General features: G+C 67.8%; 15 protein-coding genes and 1 pseudogene. 10 read left to right on the forward strand and 6 right to left on the reverse strand.

What is annotated here, in order from left to right; all coding sequences use genetic code 11:
- Nucleotides 1–110: 110 nt before the first annotated feature.
- Entirely contained in the window at nucleotides 111–506 is a 396-nt protein-coding gene (locus tag ABS78_RS06965; protein WP_293376420.1) for a DUF6491 family protein, read from the reverse strand.
- Between the two features lie 243 nt (nucleotides 507–749).
- Between ABS78_RS06965 and ABS78_RS06970 the strand changes: the two genes are divergently transcribed.
- The 4 genes and pseudogenes from ABS78_RS06970 (at nucleotide 750) to ABS78_RS06985 (ending at nucleotide 4738) form a co-directional block, all read left to right on the forward strand.
- The gene (locus ABS78_RS06970; RefSeq protein ID WP_293376422.1) at nucleotides 750–971 is read left to right on the forward strand and encodes a hypothetical protein; all 222 of its coding nucleotides are present in this window, start codon (nucleotides 750–752) and stop codon (nucleotides 969–971) included.
- A 96-nt stretch (nucleotides 972–1067) separates the two neighbouring features.
- Nucleotides 1068–1750, forward strand: a pseudogene (locus tag ABS78_RS06975) (response regulator transcription factor).
- Nucleotides 1747–3111, forward strand: a complete 1365-nt coding sequence (locus tag ABS78_RS06980) for a HAMP domain-containing sensor histidine kinase (RefSeq protein WP_293376424.1) — start codon at nucleotides 1747–1749, stop codon at nucleotides 3109–3111. The pseudogene ABS78_RS06975 and the gene ABS78_RS06980 overlap by 4 nt, the downstream one beginning before the upstream one ends.
- A gap of 106 nt (nucleotides 3112–3217) precedes the next feature.
- Nucleotides 3218–4738: an AcvB/VirJ family lysyl-phosphatidylglycerol hydrolase gene (locus ABS78_RS06985; protein ID WP_293376426.1), complete on the forward strand. Its 1521-nt coding sequence runs from the start codon at nucleotides 3218–3220 to the stop codon at nucleotides 4736–4738.
- Nucleotides 4739–4918: 180 nt separating this feature from the next.
- On the opposite strand, the gene ABS78_RS06990 is transcribed toward ABS78_RS06985, so the two are convergent.
- A complete protein-coding gene (locus ABS78_RS06990) occupies nucleotides 4919–6379 on the reverse strand; it encodes a M10 family metallopeptidase C-terminal domain-containing protein (protein ID WP_293376428.1) in 1461 nt (486 codons plus the stop codon).
- 337 nt (nucleotides 6380–6716) lie between these two features.
- Here ABS78_RS06990 and ABS78_RS06995 point away from each other — a divergent pair, with 337 nt between their 5' ends.
- Genes ABS78_RS06995 through ABS78_RS07005 form a run of 3 tightly spaced genes read left to right on the forward strand, consistent with a single transcriptional unit; the run spans nucleotide 6717 to nucleotide 11778 of the window.
- Nucleotides 6717–8918, forward strand: coding sequence for a TonB-dependent receptor (locus ABS78_RS06995; protein ID WP_293376430.1), 2202 nt, complete (start codon nucleotides 6717–6719; stop codon nucleotides 8916–8918).
- Between the two features lie 41 nt (nucleotides 8919–8959).
- A complete protein-coding gene (locus ABS78_RS07000) occupies nucleotides 8960–10960 on the forward strand; it encodes a PQQ-binding-like beta-propeller repeat protein (protein ID WP_293376432.1) in 2001 nt (666 codons plus the stop codon).
- Nucleotides 10961–10962: 2 nt separating this feature from the next.
- Nucleotides 10963–11778, forward strand: a complete 816-nt coding sequence (locus tag ABS78_RS07005) for a hypothetical protein (RefSeq protein WP_293376434.1) — start codon at nucleotides 10963–10965, stop codon at nucleotides 11776–11778.
- Here ABS78_RS07005 and ABS78_RS07010 read toward each other — a convergent pair.
- The 4 genes from ABS78_RS07010 to ABS78_RS07025 all read right to left on the reverse strand — a co-directional run bounded on the left by ABS78_RS07010 (nucleotide 11768) and on the right by ABS78_RS07025 (nucleotide 16524).
- Nucleotides 11768–12490 (reverse strand): GntR family transcriptional regulator, encoded by a 723-nt coding sequence (locus ABS78_RS07010; protein WP_293376436.1) that lies wholly within the window; start codon nucleotides 12488–12490, stop codon nucleotides 11768–11770. The genes ABS78_RS07005 and ABS78_RS07010 overlap by 11 nt on opposite strands.
- Before the next feature lie 167 nt (nucleotides 12491–12657).
- Nucleotides 12658–13800: an FAD-binding oxidoreductase gene (locus ABS78_RS07015; RefSeq protein WP_293376438.1), complete on the reverse strand. Its 1143-nt coding sequence runs from the start codon at nucleotides 13798–13800 to the stop codon at nucleotides 12658–12660.
- 438 nt (nucleotides 13801–14238) lie between these two features.
- Nucleotides 14239–15177 (reverse strand): hypothetical protein, encoded by a 939-nt coding sequence (locus ABS78_RS07020; protein WP_293376440.1) that lies wholly within the window; start codon nucleotides 15175–15177, stop codon nucleotides 14239–14241.
- A 132-nt stretch (nucleotides 15178–15309) separates the two neighbouring features.
- A complete protein-coding gene (locus ABS78_RS07025) occupies nucleotides 15310–16524 on the reverse strand; it encodes an NAD(P)/FAD-dependent oxidoreductase (protein ID WP_293376442.1) in 1215 nt (404 codons plus the stop codon).
- Nucleotides 16525–17048: 524 nt separating this feature from the next.
- On the opposite strand from ABS78_RS07025, the gene ABS78_RS07030 reads away from it, so the two are divergent.
- The 3 genes from ABS78_RS07030 to ABS78_RS07040 are packed head-to-tail and all read left to right on the forward strand — an operon-like array spanning nucleotide 17049 to nucleotide 21501.
- On the forward strand, nucleotides 17049–19199 hold the full coding sequence (locus ABS78_RS07030) for a TonB-dependent receptor (RefSeq protein WP_293376444.1): 2151 nt from the start codon (nucleotides 17049–17051) through the stop codon (nucleotides 19197–19199).
- Between the two features lie 2 nt (nucleotides 19200–19201).
- A complete protein-coding gene (locus ABS78_RS07035; RefSeq protein ID WP_293376446.1) occupies nucleotides 19202–20110 on the forward strand; it encodes a formylglycine-generating enzyme family protein in 909 nt (302 codons plus the stop codon).
- Entirely contained in the window at nucleotides 20110–21501 is a 1392-nt protein-coding gene (locus ABS78_RS07040; protein ID WP_293376448.1) for an NAD(P)/FAD-dependent oxidoreductase, read from the forward strand. The genes ABS78_RS07035 and ABS78_RS07040 overlap by 1 nt, the downstream gene beginning before the upstream one ends.
- The last annotated feature ends 10 nt before the right edge of the window (nucleotides 21502–21511 follow it).

Here is a 21511-nt window from a genome sequence, read left to right on the forward strand (position 1 = left end):
GATCGCAAGCTCGGCGCGCCCGAGGTCGCTGTCAAACGAGGCAAGCCGGGGGTGGCCCGCCAGGCCCGCCCAGAGAGGACCTGAGACGGGACGGTACGCCCTCAAGGCGCCTAGGGCCGCGTCTTCTGCGCGGCGACTTCAGCCGGCGACAACTTGCGGATCTGCGTCACGGGGTAGCGTTGCGGTCCGAGGCTGCTGGGCACGATCACCGTGGCGTCGAGGCCCGAACAGATCCACGAGCCGCCGGTCGATTGCAGCGCGATGCGCTGCGACCAGTCGATGTCGGGCGAGCGGGCGAACAGGGTCAGGCGATAGACGTCCCGCGGGCCGACGGTGACGTCCACGTTCTGGTCATCCACGCGCGAGAAGCCGCTGACGCTTTGGGTCGGGAAGCACTGGTCGGCGGGATGCGCCTTGGCGGCGGAGACCGCCGGTTGGGCCGCAAGGGCCGAGGAACCCAGACCGAGCGCGGCCAAACAGACCGCCGAGACGATGAGGCGACGCATGGTGATCTCCTTGGTCTTCAATCCGCCGCACGTGTTTGTGCGGCGTACGCCAGACGACACGCGACCGCTCACAGGAGCCCATGCGCCCATCTTACAAGGCCGACAATCATGATTCCGGAAGGTCGACCCGGCGGTTGGCGATCTCGCAGAAATGTAAGGATGGGGGCGGGACGGCTGTAGGCCTCGCGCCGTCTCCTGGTTCTCACCGGCACAGAGAACCCCGGTGAAAAGAGGAGACTTCAGATGCGTAACCTGCTCGTTCCGGTGGCCGTCGCTGCGTCCCTGATGCTCGGGTCGAGCGCCTTCGCGGCGACCACCACCGCCCCCGCCGCGCCCGCGCCCGCCAAGTCCGCTCCCGCCGCGCACGCCAACAAGCGCGAGGCCTGCGAAGCGAGTTGGAAGACCCAGAAGACCCATACGGGTTCGCGCGCCGCGTACATGAAGGCCTGCGTCGCGAAGGGCTGACCTGCCCGAAACACCGGTCAGTCCGTTCCCTCAGCCACAGGCAGGCGGCCGTCTCTCCCGTTCGCGGGCAGGCTCGGCCCTGAAGGAGTCTCCGCCATGAGCCGGCGCATTCTCATCGTCGAGGACGACGCCGAAACGGCGGACTATCTGGCCAAGAGCCTTCGACAGGACGGCTTCACGGTCGAGCATGTGGCCGACGGCCGCGATGGCCTGATCATGGGGTCGGGATCGGACTTCGACCTCATCGTCACGGATCGGATGCTGCCCACGATGGACGGGCTGAGCGTGGTCAAGGCGTTGCGCGCCGCCGGGGTGGAGACCCCGGTCCTGATCCTGAGCGCCCTGGCTCAGATCGATGAGCGGGTCAAAGGCCTGCGCGCCGGTGGCGACGACTACATCACCAAGCCCTTCGCCTATTCGGAGGTGGTCGCGCGGATCGAGAATCTCCTGCGCCGTCGTCCAGGCAAGGCGGTGGAGACCGAACTCCGGTGCGGAGACCTGAGCGTCGATCTCCTGTCTCGCCGGGTGACCCGCGGCGGCAGGTCCGTCGACTTGCTGCCGCGCGAGTTCAAGCTCTTGGAGTACCTGCTCCGCCACAAGGACAAGGTGGTCACGCGCACCATGTTGCTGGAGCAGGTCTGGGACTACCGTTTCGACCCCCACCCAGCGTCGTGGACACCCACATCAGCCGCCTCCGCAAGAAGATCGACGAAGGCTTCGACCCGCCGCTTCTCCATACGCTGCGAGGGACGGGCTATCGGCTGTCCGAGCGCCCGTGACCCCCCGGGCAAGCGCGACGCGACTGCGTCCGCGCTGGATCGCGCTGGCCCTCGTCGTCACCGCCGTGGCGGCGCTCGCGGCGGGAGTCGGACTGATCGACACCGTCGGTGAGAGGATGATCGCCAGTCGCCAGCGCGAAGTCGCCGAGTCGGCGCGCGACTACTTCGTGGCCTTCGCGCATGTGGAAGGTCTGGCGCCCCTGGCGCGCGCCCTGGACCGGCGGGAGCACGCCTATCGCACGGAAGGCTTCCGCTATGCCGTCTTCGCCCACGACGGCCAACTGCTGGGCGGCGCGGACCTCCTGCCCTGGTCGCAGCTTCCCGAGTCGGGCCTCAGCCAGACCAAGGTCGAGATCGCGGGCCGATCATCGCGCTGGGGCGTGCTCGTCCAGCCGATCGCGACCGGCGGAACCCTGGTCGTCTACGAGGATCTCGGCGAACGGGCGCGCTTTCGCCAGGCGCTCGCCCTCGGCGCCACACTGTCCCTCGCCATCGTCGTCGGTGGGCTACTTGTCGTCAGCCTCTGGATCACCCGCCTGATCTACAATCGCGCGGAGGCCATCGCCCGCACGGCCGGAGAGATCGCCGCGGGGCGGACCTCGGCGCGGGCCCCCGTGCAGGCCGACGGCGACGTGTTCGACAGGCTGGGGAGCGCCCTCAATGTGATGCTCGATCGCAATGAAGAGCTGATGACCGGGTTGCAGATGGTGACCGACAGCCTGGCGCACGATCTCCGCTCGCCCCTCACCCGCATGAAAGGCGCTCTGTCGCGGGCGCTCGAGGCGGAGACCGGCGAGGCCGAACGGATCGAACTCATCGGCCAGGCATGGGACCAGGCGGATCAGGTCCTCTCCACCGCCGGCGCGTTGCTCGATATCGCGCGCGCCGAAAGCGGGGCCTCACGCGAGATGTTCCGGGCGATCGACCTCGGCGCCCTGCTGGACGAGGTCACAGAACTCTTCGCCCCTGTGGTGGAAGATGCGGGCCAGACCCTGATCGTCCATCCGCCTGCGACTGGCGAAACCATGGTCGGCCATGAGATCCTGCTGCGCCAGGCGATCGGCAACCTGATCCACAACGCCGCTCGCTACGCCGGCGATGGCGCGCGGGTGGAAGTGACCCTGGAGTCCGGCGTCGATCGGGTCCGTTGCATCGTCGCCGACAGCGGCCCCGGCATCGCCGAAGCCGATCGCAGCCGCGTGGTCGAACGCTTCATCCGCCTCGACGCCGCACGGACCACCGCAGGCTCGGGTCTGGGCCTCGCCATCGCAGCGGCCTGCGCCAAGCTTCATCGGGGGCGGCTGTTGCTGGAAGACAATGCGCCCGGCCTGCGCGTCGTTCTGGAACTGAGCCGGGCCTGAGCCGGCCAAACTCACAAATCCGTAAAATTGCTGACGCGGCGCTACAGGCTCGGGGGCGGACGAAGGTCTGGCGCGAACCGTCCGCGCCATGCTTTTGGGGTCCGACATGTTCCTGCGACGCATCCTGCTGGTCGGCGGCGCCGCTGCGGTGCTGGTGACGTCGGCCGCCGCCGGCTTTCGCGCCGCGCCGGTCGCCGCCGCACCGGTCGCCGCCGCGCCGGCCTCCGCCCATGCCGCCGCCGCGCCCGCCATCCCCCCGTCGGCCGGGCCGGTGACGGAAAAGAGCTATCGGTTCGGCGCCGCCGGACCTGTGACCGTCTACCGGACCAGCATGGAGCCGGACCGTTTCGTGGTCTTCGTCTCGGGCGATGGCGGCTGGAACCAGGGCGTGGTGGACATGGCCCGGCAGCTGGCCCGCATGGACGCCACCGTCGTCGGCGTCGACATCCGCAAGTATCTCGGCGACACGCGGTCGGGTGGCCAAGCCTTGTATCCCGCGGGCGACTTCGCCACGCTGGCGCAGGCGGTCCAGAAGGATCTCGGCTTCACCCGGTTCCACCGCCCTGTCGTGGTCGGCTACTCGTCGGGCGCAACGCTGGCCTACGGCGCGCTGGCTCAGGCGCCGGCGGCCACCTTCCAGGGCGCCATAGGGCTCGGCTTCTGTCCCGACCTCAAGACGGCCAAGCCGATGGCGGCCGGCGTCGGCAAGCTGGCCTTTCGCGTCGACGCCAAGCTGGGTTTCGTCTACGCGCCGTCGAAGACCCTGAGCGAGCCGTTCATCGCGATGCAGGGCGGGCAGGACCTGACCTGTCCGGCGCCCCAGACCCGCGCCTTCATGAGTCAAACGCGCAACGGTCGCGTCGTCGATCTGCCGAAAGTCGGCCACGGCTATTCGGCGCCCGCAAACTGGGCGCCGCAGTTCGCCGAGGCCTTCGCGAGCCTCTACCCCCGGCCCGGCGCGCCATCCGCCCCGCTCGCGGCGGGCGTGGGCGCGGCGCGGCTCGCAGGCCTGCCCCTTGTCGAGGCCCCGGCCGCCGGCCCGGGCGACACCATGGCCGTGCTCTATTCCGGCGACGGCGGCTGGGCCGGCATCGACCAGGGCCTCGCTTCGGGTCTGGTGAAGGGCGGGGTGCCGGTCGTCGGCTACGATTCGCTTCGCTATTTCTGGACGGCGCGCACGCCGACCGAGGCGGCGGGAGACCTCGCGACCGTGCTGGAGCGCTACATGTCGGCATGGGGCAAGTCGAAGGTGATCCTGGCTGGCTACTCCTTCGGCGCCGACGCCTTGCCGGCGATCGTCGCCCACCTGCCGTCAGACATGCGCAGCCACGTCCGCCTCGTCGCCCTGGTAGGGGTTGGCAGGGACGGCGAGCTCGAGTTCCGGCCCGGCGACTGGCTGAACCTCACGGCCGCCAGCGCCTACCCGATCGCTCCCTTGCTACAGACCCTGAAGGATCTGCCGCGGGTCTGCATCTATGGCGATCAGGAACGCGACGTCGCCTGCCCGACCTTCGCGCCGGGCCTGATCCATCCGGTCAGGGTGGCCGGCGGCCACCACTTCGGCGGCGACTATGCCCCGGTGGCCGACGCCATTCTCAAGGCGGCTGGCATCGATCCGCTCCCTTGACGCCCCGGCGCTGAGGCGGGGTGTCACCCCCAGGCGCCCGCAGGGCGCGGTCCGGTCGAGGTCGAGGCGGCGCCGCTCCGGGAGACGTCGTCCATGCGGCCCACGCGTCTCCGATGACGGACTGGCCGAGGGTGGCGGGCCACCCTCGGCTGTCGTTCACGGTTCCCGCCCAAACAGGCGTCAGAAAAGGAAGTCCGAGGCGCTGAGCGTCGTGACGTTCTTCACGATTGCGATCACCTCGTCGTCCCAGGTGTTGGAAGAGCCCGAGGTGTTGTTGTTCACGTCGAGCAGGATCCAGGTGTCCGAGCCGACCACCTTGAGATCGATGTGGGCGCCGAGGGTCGTCGTGGATTGCCCGATGGAGGCGAGGAGTGCGTCGACATCGATTTTGTCGACGCCCACCGTGAAGTCGGTGATGATGTCGCCACTGCCGCCGCCGTCGCCGCGAGCGGTGAAGCGGAAGACATCGGCCCCCGCGCCGCCCGTGAGCACATCGGAGTCGAACCCGCCCTCGAGCGTGTCGGCGCCCAGGCCGCCGACCAGCGTGTCCTGTCCGCTGCCGCCCACGAGGCTGTCGGCCCCCGAGCCGCCATCGAGGCTGTCGTCGCCCATCCCCCCCGACAGGGTGTCTCCCCCGCCGGCGCCGCTCAGCGTGTCGTTGTCGCCCGTGCCGGTCATGTTGTTCGCGGCGATGGTTCCGGTGGCGGAGATCCCGGCGGTCGTCCCTGAATGCAGGGCCTGCCAAAGCTCGCTGAAGGTGGTGTTGTCCGCCATCTGGGCGTCGACGTCCTTGAGATAGGCCAAGTCGGTGGCGTCGCCCTTTGTGTATGCGTTGAGGAATTTTGTGGTGAGGATCGCCAGTTCGTCGAAGACGTCGGGGTTGTTCGAGGCCTGGACGCCGAAGTCCCCGTGATTGGCGTCATTGAAGACGAAGGCGTATTTGTCGCCGGCTGGCGCATAGTCGTACGGGTCCAGCTTGTACTGGTAGTTGGCGCCGCCCTTCTGGGTGTCCTTCTCGCCAGCGGCCACGAACAGCGGCTTGTTCAGGCCTTGCCAGGAATTGCCGGAGCCGTCGGCATAGAAGCCGTAGATCGGCACGCCGCCCGCCGACAGGTCGATCACCGCGTCGAAGCGCGCGTCGCCCCAGTTCACCGCCGTGCCCGTCAGGTCCTTGATGCTCGCCCCGGCTGCGACCTGGGCCGCGCCGCCGCCGGCCGAGTAGCCCGCCGCGACGAAGTCGCCGGTGACGCCGTAGCCCGGACCCAGGGCGGCGGCCAGGTCGGTCGCGTGATCCAGCGCCATCTTCATGTCCGCGACGCGGTTGAACAGGAAGCCGTCGGTCACGCCCACGCTGTCGTCGAACCGGGGCAGCCCCGACTGGCTGGCGGTGGCGTCCTGTCCATCGGCATGGCCGGGCACGATGACGATATAGCCCTGAGAGGCCCAATAGAGCGGCAGGGACGTGGTGAAGTTGGGGTTGCTCTGGTCGGCGAACCCGAAGGTGCCGTGGCTGTAGACGATCACCGGGTAATCCCCCGGCGTTGAGGGCCCGTAGACGTAGGCGTCCACCGAGACGGTCTTCACGGTGTCGTTGGCGAGCTGCCGGCTCTGGCCGGTGATGGTGAGCATCGCGGACGTCATAGGTCGTTTCCTCCATTTGGAATGGGACGCACGAGGGCGCGCGCCGGAACGGCGTGGTCGAGGTTCTTGCGGAGGTCGGCGCCCACAGGGCGTGTGGCCGGGCTCAGCCCGGACGAGGCGTGTGGGACAAGGCGGTCCTCCAACTGGCCGGTACGCCCATGTGGCCCGGGCGCTGTCGGCCGATGCACGCTATCTGTGGTTTTATTTTTGTCCAACAAAATTTGGAAGTGATGTATGATATAAATAATATTGTTGAACAAAAATCTCCCGTGTAGGAGTCGCGCCAACGAAACACGCCGGTCTGGCCGGCGAGACGCGACATCCGAGGGGGAAATCGATGCGGCGATATCTGTTGAGCGGCGTGGCGCTGGCCGGCGTGATGGCCTGTCCGGCCTGGGCGCAGCCCATGGGCGACGGCGCGGTGAGCGAGGTGATCGTCACCGCGCGGAAGCGCGACGAGCGACTGCAGGAGATTCCGGCCGCCGGCAGCGTTCTTACCGCCGACCGGTTGCGCGAACTGGGCGGGGTCACCGACCTCAGGAACTTCACCACCCTGTTGCCGGGCGTCGCGCTGGTCGACAACGACAGCGTCAACAGCGAGTTCGCCATCCGTGGGGCCGGTCAGGCGGGCCGCAACGTCAACGCCGACTCCGCGATCGCCCTTCTGAGAAACGGCGCCCAGGTCACCGGCGGGAACATCGGCGGCCGTGGCTTCGCGCGCATGGACATGTTCGACGTCGGCCAGATCGAGGTGCTGCGCGGTGCGCAGGGGTCGCTCTATGGCGCGAATGCCGTGGGCGGCGTGATCTCGGTGGTGAGCCAGGAACCCAGGCCGACCTTCGAAGCGGGGCTGGAGGCGGGCTACAACTTCAACAAGGAAGGCGTCGACCTCATCGGCGTCGTCAACGTTCCCATCAACGAGGTGCTGGCGCTGCGCGTCGGCGTCGACGTGACGGAGCAGTACGGGGGGCGCGTCTACAACACGTTCCGAAAGGAATACATCGACGGGGGCGACTATCGCGGTGTGCGCGCGGCCCTGGCGTTCACTCCGGACGAGCGCTTCAAGGTCGTCGCCATGATCGACCTGTCGCGACTGGACGATCCCACTGGCGGACAGGTGGACGTTCAGCGCCGGCTCTATCCGGCGATCCCGGAGACCTTCGACTACCAGTCGCAGGCCGAAGGCAACACCAAGGCGCGGCTGCGCCAGAACATCGCCAACGGCAGCCTGTCGATAAAGGCGGATCTCGGCTTCGCCGACCTGTCGAGCACGACCAACGTCCGGTGGCGCGATTCAAACGCGGTGGCGGACGACGACGGCCGCTTCCCGGGCGCGCCGCTGCTTTCGAATGGGCAACCCAACATCGCGGGCGGCGCGACCTGCCGCACCAACAACTGCTACTCGACGGTGGCGGATCAGGTGAACGTCTTCTACCAGGAGGTGCGGCTGAACGGCGAAGGCGGCGCGCTGACCTGGGCGGCCGGCGTCGATTTCCGGGCGTTGAGCGACACCTACACCGTTGTGAACTATGGCCGTGTCCAGGGCGCCACCCCGATCCCGCCGGCCTACGCGATCCTCGACAGCGACAACCGGACCTTCGGGGCCTTCGGGACCAGCTCCTACAGGATCGCGCCGACCCTCACCGCGGAGGCCAGCCTGCGCTGGACCCAGGACGAGAAGAAGCTGTTCGGGGGCCTGTCGAGCGGCGCGCCGGTGAAGGGCTCGATCCCGCCCCGCGAGCGCACGTTCGTCAACTGGACCTACGGCGGGTCGTTGAGCTGGCAACCGAACTCGCGCCTCAACCTCTACGCCCGGTTTGCGACGGGCTTCCGGGCGGGCGGCTACAATCGTGACTTCGGCACGTCGAACGCCCTGCCGGGTAATCCCGCGACGCCGCTGGCGTACGACGAGGAGAGCACCACGGCTTACGAGGCGGGGGTCAAGTACGACGCCTCGCGGGCGATTCAGGTGACGGCGGCCGTCTTCCGCACCGACTACCGCGACGTGCTGGTGAGCGACACCGGAACACGGTTCGCGGCCCAGGGCGGCGGCGCCTTCATCTATCTCGACAACCTCGGTGACGCGAAGGCCACCGGCGTCGAGGTGGAATTGAACGGCAGGCTCGCCGTGCCCGGTGTCGGGGGACGCCTCGTCTACACCCTGGCCGGTACGTGGATCGACTCCACACTGGACTCTCAGATCGCCACGATCGACGGCAACAAGCTGAACGGCACGCCGGACTTCGCCCTGACCGCCAGCGGAACCTACAGCCGGACGATCGTGGGCGAGATCGAAGGGTTCCTGAACGCCGCCTACAAGGGCGAGTGGGACGGGTACTACAACATCTCCAACCTTCAGCGCCGCGACACCAACCGCAGCCTGCAACTGCGGGCGGGCGTCCGTCACGGGACGAAATGGGAGGTGGCGCTGAAGGCGAGCAACGTGCTGAACCAGCGCTACGAATTCCTCTATGGCGCGGGCTTCCTGGTCGCGACGCCGGGTCCGGAGTACGTGCTTCAGTTCCGGAGCCGGTTTTGAGCAGCGCGCGCCGCTCATCGACTGTGGATCGCCGGCGGCTGTTGGCCGGCGTCGCCGGTCTCGCCACCCTGGCCTGCGCGCCCGGGGCCTCGGTCGCCGGGGCCTCGGTCGCCGGGGCTTCGGGCGCCGGGGCTTCGGGCGCCGGGGCTTCGGGCGCCGAGGCTTCGGGCGCCGAGGCCGCGGCCAAGGGCGGCTCCGGCGAATGGCGGGCCTATGGGGCGACCAACGCGGCGACCAAGTATTCGCCGCTCAGCCAGATCGACGCCACGAACGTCGCGAACCTGCGCATCGCCTGGGAATGGGAGAGTCCCGACGCCGCGATCATCGAGGCCAATCCGGGCCTCGCGCCGGGCGAGTTCCAGGCCACGCCGATCATGGCGGATGGGGTGCTCTACACCTCGACGGCGTTCTGCCAGGTCGTGGCGATCGACCCGGCCACGGGACGTAACATCTGGGTTCACGATCCGGGGACCTGGAAGCGCGGCAAGTACACCAGCAAGGGCATGCAGCATCGCGGCGTGGCCTACTGGCGGGACGGTGACGACGCGCGCGTGATCATCGGAACCGGCGACAATCGGCTGATCGCGCTGGACGCCCGCACGGGCGAGCCGATCGAGAGCTTCGGCAAGGGGGGAGAGGTCGATCTGGGCGTCGTCGGCCTTCAGCGGCCGCTGGCGCGCGACCCCGTCGATCTGTTCGCGTCGACGTCGCCGCCGACGATCTGCCGCGATGTCATCGTGATGGGCCAGTACATCCACGATCGGGTGGTCGCTTCGGAGATGCCGCCCGGCGATGTTCGCGGCTTCGATGTGCGCACCGGCGAACTGAAATGGACCTTCCACACCGTGCCGATGGAGGGCGAATTCGGCTGGGACACGTGGGAGAACGGTTCCGCCGCGCGCAACGGCAACGCCAACGTCTGGGCGCCGATGGCGGCCGACGATGAACTGGGGCTGGTCTATCTGCCGGGAAGCTGCCCGACCAACAACTTCTATGGCGGGGATCGACCGGGCGACAATCTGTTCGGGAACGCCCTGATCTGTCTGGACGTGAAGACCGGCGAACGGCGCTGGCACTACCAGTTCGTGCGCCACGACGTCTGGGACCTGGACCTGCCCTGCGCGCCGAACCTCGTGGACATCCGGATCGGCCGGCGGCGGATCAAGGCGGTCGCCCAGGTGACCAAGCACGGGTTCACCTTCGTCTTCGACCGGGTGACCGGCCGTCCCATATGGCCCATCGAGGACAGGCCAGTCCCGGCCAGCACCATCAAGGGCGAGAAGCTGTCGCCGACCCAGCCCTTTCCGACGAAGCCGCCTCCATTCGAGCCTCAGGGCATGACCCAGGAGATGCTCATCGACTGGACGCCCGAGCTTCGAGAGGAGGCGCAGGCGATCATGGCCGAGTACAAGACGGGACCGCTGTTCACCCCGTTTAGCGTTCAGTTGACCATCCAGCGCCCGGCTTGGGGCGGCGGCGCGAACTGGGGCGGAGCCGCGGTCGATCCCGAGACGGGCGTCCTCTATGTGCCGTCGATATCCTCCGTCGCCGCCCTGGCCCTGGACGACGAGGGCAAGCGGGTCGGGACGGGGGAGACGGAGGAGATCGCCGGCTCGGTGCGTCTCGTCACCGGGCCCCGAGGCCTGCCGCTGGTCAAGCCGCCTTACGGCCGGATCACGGCCATCGACCTCAACCGCGGCGAGATCCTCTGGATGAAGCCCAACGGACCCGGCGCCAGCGAAACGCCGGCCTTCAAGGGCCTCGACACCGGATGGGTCGGCTCGACAGGGCGCACGGGTCCGCTGCTCACGAAGACCCTGCTCTTCCTGGGCGAGGGGCCGCACGACCTGAATTCGCGCCGCGTCCTGCGCGCCTGGGACAAGGCGACCGGCGCGGTGGTCGCCGAAACGCCGCTCCCGGGACTCACCCACGGCCCGCCCATGACCTACATGGCGAATGGCAGGCAGTATGTGGTCTGCGGCATGGGCTTCCGCCGCTCGCCGCATAAGCTGGTCGCCCTGGCCCTTCCGGACGGAGCCTGATGATGACCCAGAAGTTCAATCGGCGCGTGGCGATGATGCTCGGCGCCGGCGCGGCTGCGGCCGCTTCGGGACTTCCGGCCTGGGCGGCGACCGCCATCAAGCACTACATCCTGGTCGACCTGAAGCCGGGGACTGACCAGCTGGTGCTCGACCGCTGGTACATGACCTTCCACGCCCCGGAAGTCCGCCGGGCGTTCAAGGCCTGGCAGCGGAACTACGTGTCCTTCCGCAGCTACCTTCCGCCGGAAGAGGCCCGGAAGGCCTATCCCCTTCAGTACGGTCGCATGACCGAGATCCATTTCGACAGCCTGGCCGACTTCCAGGACAGCCGCCCGAACAACATCTACGCCCGGGGCCTGGGGTCCTTCACGCCGCCGCCGGGCGGCTGGGCCAACGCCGGCTTCGAAAGCACCACCGCGAGCGTGCCCGTGAATCCGCAGCAGGTGTTCCTGGCCAAGGATACGCCGCCCAAGGAGACGCCCTACCTGAGATGGATCGTGTTCTTCCGTTACCCGGAGGGTGTCACGCTCGAGCAGGGGGACGCCTGGTACGGGGACGTGCATGCCAAGGAGGTCGCCCGTCTCCCCGGCCTCAGGAAGTACGCCCTCTATTCCACGGTAAGCGCCGCGGCCGCCTATCCCCGCGTCGCCGAGATGTGGTTCGACGACTACGCCGCGTGGAAGGACGCCTTCATTCCCGTTCCTCGCTTCACCGCGCCAACCTGGGGCGGGCAGGGGCTGTTCGTGGAGTCGATCTCCATGTTCGTCGGCGAGAATCCGGACGTGGACTTCATCAACGACAAGCGCGTCATCCCCTGACGTTTGAGCCCGGCTTGCCGCCCTTGGCCACCACCATTCGGGTCACCTCCTGCTGGGTGAAATAGATGATCCGCCGGGCGGCTCCAGCGGCCCTTTCGGCGTCGCGCGCCGCGAGGCCGTCGGCGAGCTCGCGCCAGTCGTCGACCGGCCCGACGGCGCCGCTGTCCTCCAGGCCGAGGTAGGAGAAGTGCCAGCGCGCCTTACGGTGCGAGGCCGACATGATCTCGCGGGCGTCGCGGTTGCCGTGACGTGAGATCAGGGCGCCGATCTCGACACCCTGATTGACCCGCCATCGGGGAGTCTGGTCCGCCGCGGACTCGAGCATGGTCCGGATGCGGCGGACGATCTCTTCCAGATCCGCGTCGGAGGCCCGGAAGCAGGCGAACCGCGCCATCAGGCCGAACAGGGCGGCGCGAATCTCGAACAGGTCGAACATCTGGTAGAGCGTCGGGGTGGTCACCCGGGCGCCGCGGAACTTCTCCAGTTCGACGAATCCGTCTTCCTCGAGCAGGCGCAGGGCTTCGCGAACCGCCGACCTTGCGGCGCCGATCTCCTGCGCCAGCCGGATTTCGCGCAGCCAGGTGTCGGGCTTGATCTCACCCGCCTGGATCTGCTGGCGGAGATGGCGAGCCACCTCCCGCGCGGTCCGGCCGCCGCGGGGGTCTTCCGTCGCGGCGGCGTCCGGAGCAGGTTTCGGCTTGCGCGGCGGCATGGGGAATTCAGTCTCGATTGTCCATCAAACGATTCTGATTGTTCGAAGTTGAAGGCGCAAGCTCAACGCCGACCTGCGGGTTGTGCGATTTGCAGCCTCGTCCCCGGGGGCAGGGTGGTCCGTCTCTGATCGCGCCGGCGCGCCGACGACGGGGCGGGCTCGCGCGGTCAGGTCCTGTAGAGATCCGCGTCAGCGTCGCCTTCACCGCGCACTTCGGCGGCGACGATCTGTGCGGCGATGACCGAATAGGTGATGCCGTTGCCGCCGAAGCCCATCACGGCCCAGGTATGTTCCATCCCCGGGACAGGCCCGATGCGGGGCAGGCCCGTTGTGCTTTGGCCGAAAGCGCCGGCCCAGGCGTAGTCGATTTCGAACGCCACGTGGGGCAACAGCCGGCGCAACTCGGCAGCCAATGTCCTGCACTTGCGCTTGAGCTTCGCCTTGTCGCTGTGCGCGACCGGAGACGCCTCGTCCTCTCCGCCCACGATCAGGCGGCCATCACCGCTCATCCGCATGTAGAGGTACGGATCGGACGCTTCCCAGACCAGCATGTTCCGCAACCAGGCCGGACAGCGTTGGCGCGGCGTCGAGGCCATCGCCCAGGTGGATATGACGTCGAGGCCCGGGGTGGGGACGCCCCTGGGGAACTCGTATCCGCTGCAGAACACCACCGACTTCGCCCGAACCGCATGGTCCGCGTCGGTCAGCAGTGTGACACCGTCCGGGTCGCTGACCGCCTGCAGCACCTCGACGGGCGACCAGATTCGCGCGCCGTTTGCGCGCGCGCGTCGCAGCAGCCCCGCCGCCAGTCGGGCCGGGTCGCCACTGGCGGAACCGCTCGACACGACGGCGCCGGTTCGTTCCACGCCGAACCGTTCACGCAGGGCCCCGGGGCCGAGATACCGGCTGTCCAACCCGATCTCGGCGCGGGCCGCCGCCTCTGCTTCCAGGGCGCGATGGCCATGTTGGTCGCCCGCCAGATAGAGGGACGACTTGTCCTTCAGCCCGCAGGCGATGCGCTCTTCGGCCACGACCTGCTTCAGAGCGTCCACGGCTCGACGCGATCGCAGATAGGCCCGCTTGGCCTTCTGGGGACCGATCTTCTTGGCGAGCTCCGTGAGCGGAAGATCGATCTCCCATTGCAGCAACGCCGTGGACGCCACGGTCGAGCCCATCAGCGGTGGCCGGCGGTCGAGCACCGCCACCGAATGCGTCTTCGACAGCTCATGAGCCATGAAGGCGCCGCTGACGCCCGCGCCGACAATGGCGACATCGACACTGATGGGGGCGGCCAGACGATCGACCGACACTCCCAGGCCGGAACTGTCCGCCCAGAGCGACCGACCTGTCCGGAGGTCGCGTTTTGTCGTGCTGCCGATCAATTCAGGGCGCCCCACGTGTCACGGGGATTAGGTCTCGAACGCGGCTACGATTCCCTGCACGGGGACCGCTCGGGCATGGCTCCGACGTCCCCTCCGTCGAAATTTTCGCGTCGCCCCCGGCGCATGGCCGTCTGCGAAGCGTTGGTCGGCTGCGGTGTCAGGCCGAGGCGGATCGCCCAAGGATGACGACAGGAAAGCCCCGCGAGAGCGCAACACCGGGCGACCGTCGAGGGCTTATTCTATTCAGGCGCGTCGCCTGATCGCATCAGCAGCGGCCCCAGGACTGGTCAAATCCGGCCCTGCTGTCCGAACCTGCCACCCGAGGTGGGTGCTGCGATCCGGAGCGCGACGGCCGACAGCACTGCGTCAAGGCGCGACCCGTGTCGCGCCCCGAGCCGAGGCCTCGAGCGCCGCGAACATCCGGTTGAGGTTCGCGATGTTGTCGTGGCGCGCCTGCGGCCATGGCGCGGCGCGCAGCATCTCCCGGGTGAGGTAGTAGCCGCCCTTGGGTCCCCGTGCGATCCACCCGCGGGCGAGCAGCAGCGCCACGTGACGCCGGACGGTCTCACCGGGAATGCCGGCCCGCGAGGCGAGGGTGGCCACCGAGGCCGGACGCCGCAGGTCGTCCTGTACGAGATCCTCGGTCTCGGTGAACTCGGTATAGGTGTCGTCCAGGTGTTCGGTCGTCACGCGGATGATGTGGATGAGCAGAACCCCCACGGTGGGGTCCGGGATGTGCGCGGACATCGCCTCCAACTGCCGTAGGCAATAGTCCGCCGCCAGGCGGGTCAGGACCCAAGGCCGTCCGAGGGTCGTGACGTTCATGGAGGTCCGGAGGACGCCCAGCGCCTGCAGGCCGATGGCGAGGGCCTGGATCTGCTGCCCGATCGCGAAGGCCATCGCCTTGCGCCGGTCCGACATCCATCGCTCCGGGGGAATCACGAGGCCTCGGTCGGTCGCGGCGCACGCGCCCGTCTCGCGCAGGGCGGCCGTCCGCCGGCGCACGGTCTCGAACGGCTGTCCCAGGCTGGCGGCCAGGGCGTTCACGCTGATGGGGCGCAGGAGCGCCGGGTCGAGGACGTCGTCGTAGCCTGCGAAGCTGGCCGGCGGACCGTGGGGGCGGTCCAAGTGGCCGAGGTTCGCCTGGCCGACGGCGAGCAGGATCAGACCGTCCAGAAGGTCGCCCCCGTCGCAGACGATACGCAGGTTGTTCAGGAAGAACGTCATCCCGAGCCGTCCGGCGATCCGCACGGCCACGGTCTCGGGGAAGGGCAGGGCGGGCGATGCCGATGCGAGGAGACTCATGACCGGACGAGGTTATCATCCGTCCGTCCGGTGCGCCCCCCGAGGGCCGCGCCCGGAACTCCAACGCCTGGATCCGTCGCTCTGGAAACCTGAGCGTCGCCTGGATGTCGAGCGCCGACGGGCGGCCCGCGGTCAGTCGACCGCTGCGGCCTGCCGGAGGCCGGTGATCATCGAGGCGCGCAGCAGATAGGTCCGGGCGGCCTCGCGGTCGGCCAGCATGGTCTGCAGGTCGTTGAAGATCTCGCGCCGCTTCGCCGGGTCGCGTTCCTGCATGCGACTGCGATTGCGATCGGCCTGGGCCAGCACCTCGTTCAGGGCGACGGGCCGGCGGCGGCGCGTATAGCGGTCGAGGAGGGTGAGGTCGCCGCCCGCGAAGACCTGCTTGATCTCGTCGGTCAGACTGAACGCGTCGTGGACGCCGCCGTTCATGCCCATGCCCCCGCTGGGGCTGTTGATGTGGGCCGCGTCGCCTGCCAGCACGACGCGGCCGCGCCGGTAGTCGTCGACGATCCGCATATGCACGCGGTACGGACGCCACTGCAGTTTCTGGTAGGGCGTGTCCGAAGGAACGATCTTCTGGAGCTTGCGCTCGATACTCGCCGGCTCGAGCGCCTGCTCGAGGGTTTCGCTCTCTTCCTGGTAGAGGCTGCAGCGCCAGAGGCTCTTCAGCCGCAGCAGGCTGAACGTACCGCCCTCTGTCCAGACGTAGTTGACGTTCGACAGGCCTTCCATGTGGTCTTCGAAGGGGAAGGTGGTCGTGGCGAGGATGGTGGTCTCGGGGTAGGTCTTACCCTCGAAGCCGAACTCGCAGAGCTTGCGGACGGTGCTGCGGGCGCCGTCGGCGCCGATCAGCAGCTTGGCGTCGATCCGGCCCTCGCCCGAGGCGCTCTTCCAGATCGCATGGACTCCGTCGTCATCCTGCTCCAGCCCGGTCAGGGTGACGCCCAGGCGCACCTCGACGCTGGGCAGAGATTTGATGCGTTCGTGCAGCAGCCGGCTCAGCCGGAACTGTTCGCATTGCAGGCGGAAGGGGTGGGTCGTGTCGTTCTCGATCACGGAAAGGTCGAACACCGCGCGTTCGCCCGTGTCATGCATGCGGATCTGCCATGACGGGCAGATCAGGCCTTCTTCGATCAGGGGCTGGGACAGGCCGTATTCGGACAACATGTCGAGCGTCGGCGGATGAAACGTCGAGGCCCGGAGGTCCTCGGGCAACGCCGCTTCCTGCTCCAGGACGACGCAGGAAATATTGGCGAGTCCCAGCCGAAGCGCGACCGTGAGCCCCACCGGCCCGGCGCCCACAACGACAACCTGCGCACTCTCGCGAACCATAAGCCCAGACCCCATTCACTTGTATTCTGATTAAGACATTCAAAAACGTGCCGCAAGAGCGCGGACGGTTTGCCGATAGTCTCATTTTCGTTTGGTTATTAATGCCTTCGAGGCCCGAGGTTCGGCTCCTCGCGCAAGCGTTTCGCGTGGCCTTGGAGCCGTGGTAGTCTATATTGAGAGACAAAAGCTGCGAGCCGGGCCTTTCAGGCGCCGCTTCGAGCCACCGTCCTGCTTCTCAACCCGCCTCAGGGTGTGGCCTGGGAGTCACGATGTTCTCTAAAAAGTACCTCATGACGACGCGACCGAAGATGGGTTTGATGGATGTCAACGCCCGCCCCGATAGGGCTCTGGGTGTTGTTTGTGCGGCCTTTTGTCCGGTTTTGCGCGTTCATTGGGCATTTAAATAGCCAAGGCGGGCAGAATCCTCCCTCCTGCCCCGGACTTGGTTCTCGGTCGCCACTGCGGTTGACACCTCCGGATAAACGCGGCCACTTAGCGACATGTTGTATCTGTTTAGATACCGATAAGGGGGTTCTCTCATGAAGGCGGGCGCGCTTTTCCTGTCCACGGCCGTTGTGGCCTGTCTCTCCGGCCTCAACGCCGCCAACGCGCAAGACGGCGGCAACCAGATTGAAGAGATCGTGGTCACCGCGCGTAAGGTGGCGGAGCCCTTGCAGGAGGTGCCGCTCAGCATCTCGGCGCTGTCGTCGCGCGACATCGAGCGCCAGGGCATCCGCGAGCCCAGCGACCTGTCCAGCATCGTTCCCGGCCTGACCTACGAGAAGGATTTCGGTCGCCGCAACGAGCGCCCCGTCATCCGCGGCCAGTCCAATGTGCTGGGCGTTCCGAACGTGTCGTTCTTCATCGACGGCGTGTTCATCCCCAACAGCCTGATGAGCACCGATCTGGCGTTCGTCGACCGGGTCGAGGTGATCAAGGGGCCGCAGTCGGCGCTGTACGGCCGCCAGTCGTTCGCCGGCGCCATCAGCTACGTCAGCAAGGATCCGTCGCCCACCTGGCAGCGCCGCGTACGCCTGACGGGCGGTTCATACGACTACTTCGACGCGACGGTGTCGGCCAGCGGCCCGATCCGCGACGACCTGGGCATCCAGCTGACCGCCAACTACTATACCTTCGGCGGTGAGTACCGGAACAACGCGCCCGGCCGTCCCAGCCATCGTCTCAAGCTGGGCACCGAGGAAACCGTCGCCGGTTCGATCGCGCTGAAGTACACGGGGGTCCAGAACCTCACGACCACCTTCCGCGCCGCGGTTGCGGTCAACGACGACGGCGCCGAGACGGTCGGTATGCAGCGCGGCGCGTTGAACAACTGCTTCATGAACACCCGGACGCGGTACTATTGCGGCCCGATCGTGGTGACGCCGGACGACATCACGCTCAGCCTCGATCTGATGCCCGAGCACGGCATCGAGCGGCGGCAGATGCGCTCGAGCCTGACCAACGAGTATGCGATCGGCGACTACACCGCGACTTCGATCACGGGTTTCACCCGTGCCTACGAATCGCGGAAGTCCGATCTGGACTATCTGCCGGTCGCGGCCAGCAATCTGCATGTCGACGACGCTTGGCAAACGCAGAGCTTCTCGCAAGAGTTGCGTCTTGCCTCGCCGGGAGACGACCGTCTCCACTGGCTGATCGGCGCCTACTACTATAATGCCTATACGAAGTATTCCCGGTACTTCTACAATACGAACGCGCTTCAGCTTAACGGCACGACAAAGACGATCAACTACGCCGCCTTCGGCCTCATGCGCTACAAGATCACCGACCAGATCTCGGCCAGCGCCGAAATCCGTTACGGTGTGGATGACCTGAGCTTGGTCGGCGGCGCCAACAGGTATGATCTCGGCGCGAAGTATAAGAGCTGGAACCCGCGCTTCACCCTGGACTACCAGATCACCTCGGACGTTCTGCTCTACGCTTCGGCGGCGAAGGGCAACAAGCCGGGCGGCTTCAACAGCGACGTTCGCCTAGCGGCCAATCAACGGACCTACGGCGAAGAAAAGTCCTGGCAGTACGAGGCCGGCATGAAGAGCGACTTCTTCGACAAGCGTCTGCGCTTGAACGCGTCGATGTACTACATCGACTGGAGCGGCCAGCAACTCACGCAGAGCACCCTCCTGCAGGGCGGCGCCACCACGGTAAGCTTGATCCGCAACGTGGGTGACCTAGACGTGAAGGGCGCCGAATTCGAGGCTCAGGCGGCCGTGCATCCCAACATCACCCTGCGCGGTTCGGCCAGTGTTGCGGATTCGGAATACACCTCGGGCACCGATCCGGAGATCCAGGGCCTGACCGGCAGCGCCGACATCACGGGCAAGACCTCGCCGAACGCGCCGAAGTACACTGCCGCCTTCGGCGTGTACGCCTTCACAGACACGTCGATGGGCCGGCTCTATATCGACGCCGACTACAGCTACCGCTCCAAGAAGTACGATCAGGTGGCCAACTTCGCCTGGGTGAAGGGGCGTGGCGTCACCAACGTCCGCCTGGGCGCCGAACTCGACGCCGTGACGGCGGTCTTCGCGGTGACCAACGTCTTCAACAACAAGGATCCGATCACGGCCACCCGCTACTCGGACTTCCTGACGGTGGGCCCGCTGAGGTCGTTCCTGGGCGCGATCCCGCCCGGCCGGCGCTTCAGCCTGTCGCTCGAGAAGACCTGGTAAGTTTGGCCGGAGCTATCCTCCCCCGGCTGATCGCCGCCGCCACGCTGCTTATCTGCGTGGCGGCGGCACATGCTTCGTCGGCTGGCGTACGGGACTGTGCGGACTGTCCCGAGATGGTGGAGATTCCGGCGGGAACCTTCGTCATGGGAGCCGACGCCGGCGAGACGGGTCGTCCCGAAGGACCGCCCCGGCGAGTCACCATCGAAAAGCCGTTTGCGCTCGGACGCTACGAAGTCACCCACGCCCAGTACGCCGCCTTCGTTTCTGCGACGGGCTACTCGGCGCCCGGACCGTGCCGCACCCTGGTCGGCGGAGTCTTCGCCAATTCTCCGGCGCACGACTGGAGGGACCCTGGCCTCGGCGCGGCGCCGAAGCCCGATGAGCCCGTGGTCTGCGTGTCTTGGCGCGACGCCAAAGCCTATGTGGCCTGGCTGGCCGCGACGACCGGCCAGCCGTACCGCCTGCCGACCGAGGCGGAGTGGGAATATGCGGCCCGCGCCGGCTCGACCACGGAATACGCGTGGGAGACCGATATGGAAGGCGGCTGCGCCTACGCCAATCTCTATGATGCGGACGCCGCCGGGCTCGCCTTCGGTTGGGCGCCCTCGGCCTGTGGAGACGGGGCGAAGTTCCTGTCCAGGGTCGGCGCCTACAAGCCCAACGCCTTCGGGCTCCACGACATGATCGGCAACGTCTGGGAATGGACCCAGGACTGCTACGTCATCCCCTATCCTTCGATTCCCACGGACGGCCGCGCGATCGAAGCGGCGGGCGCCTGCGAGCGGCGCACGGTGCGCGGCGCGGCGTGGATGACCCGCACCGACCGAGCGCGCAGCAGCTTCCGCGGTCGGGACCCCGAGGCGGCGCGCTTCAGCTACTTCGGATTTCGGGTCGCACGGGACAATCGCTGATGTTGAGCCGGCGGGCCTTTGGCGCGGGCGTGCTGGCGACGGCCGGGCTCTGCGCCGCCGGCGCTCGGGCCGAGGACGCGGCCGATGTGCTGGTGCTGGGCGCAGGCCTTTCGGGACTCTATTCGGCCCTTTTGTTGGAGGAGGCGGGTTTCCGGCCGCTCGTCCTCGAGGCGCGCGATCGGGTCGGCGGACGCCTGCATACACTCGACCATCTGCCCGGGGCGCCGGAGGCTGGCGGTCGCACGCTGTCCAACGGTTATGGCCGGACCATCTATCTGATGGAACGGTTCGGTGTCGGCCGCGCCGAGAGTCCGAGGCCTGACGCGGGCTGCATCGCCTGGCAGGGCCGGGTCGTGCCGGCCGCCGCGTGGGCCGCCAGCGACGCCAACCCACTGCCGGAGGGGTGGCGCGACATCCATCCGGGACAGCTCTATTCCCGCGCCCTCCGCGCCCACAACCCGCTGACCGAGGCCGGCAGCTGGCGCGATCCGTCCATGCTGCCCTTCGACCGCCGTTCGGTGGAGGCCGAACTGCGGGGGCAGGGGACGCCGGCCGACGCGCTGGCGGCGATGAACGTCGCCTTCGACGGCCCGTCGATGTCGCAGATGTCGGCCCTGTTCGCCTATCGCAAGCAGAGCATCGCCGATCTCGAGAACGCCGTCGGCGCCTTCCGCATCGCCGGCGGATCCAGCCGCCTGCCGGAGGCGATGGCGGCGGGTCTGAAGACTCCCGTGCGGACGGGCAAGGCCGTCGCGGCGATCGAGATCGACAGGTCGGGCGTGGAAGCGGTGTGCGCGGACGGTTCCCGCTATCGCGGCCGATACGCGATCGTGACATTGCCCTATGCGGTGCTGCGGACCTTGAGGCTGCCCCGATTGCCGAAGGCGCAGAGCCAGGCGATCGGCGAACTGCCCTATGGCGCCATCACACAGGTGGAGATGACCATCGCCAAGCCGTTCTGGGAGGCTGACGGCCTGTCGCCGAACATGTGGACGGACACGCCCATCGAACGGACGTCGCTGAATCTCGACGCGGCGGGCCGGCCGACGACGCTGAACGCCTGGATCAACGGCGAAGCGGCGCTGGCGATGGACGCGCTGGGGCCCGAACGGGCCGCCGCCCTGGTGCTGGAGACGCTGGAGCGGTTGCGGCCGGCCGCCAGGGGACAGGTCGAGGTGGTTTCGATGGTCTCTTGGAGCGCCGATCCGTTCGCACGGGGCTCATACCACGCCTGGGGACCGGGCCAGCTTCAAGCCTTCGGGCGTGGCGCCATGGCGCCGGTCGGTCGGCTGCGGTTCGCGGGAGAACACGCCGCCGATGTGATGCAGGGCATGGAAGGCGCACTGGAATCCGCCGAACGCGAGACCACCGCCCTGATGGGCGTGCTGTGAATGGAGGACC

It is taken from the genome of Phenylobacterium sp. SCN 70-31, from assembly GCF_001724605.1.
Classification (GTDB): domain Bacteria; phylum Pseudomonadota; class Alphaproteobacteria; order Caulobacterales; family Caulobacteraceae; genus Phenylobacterium.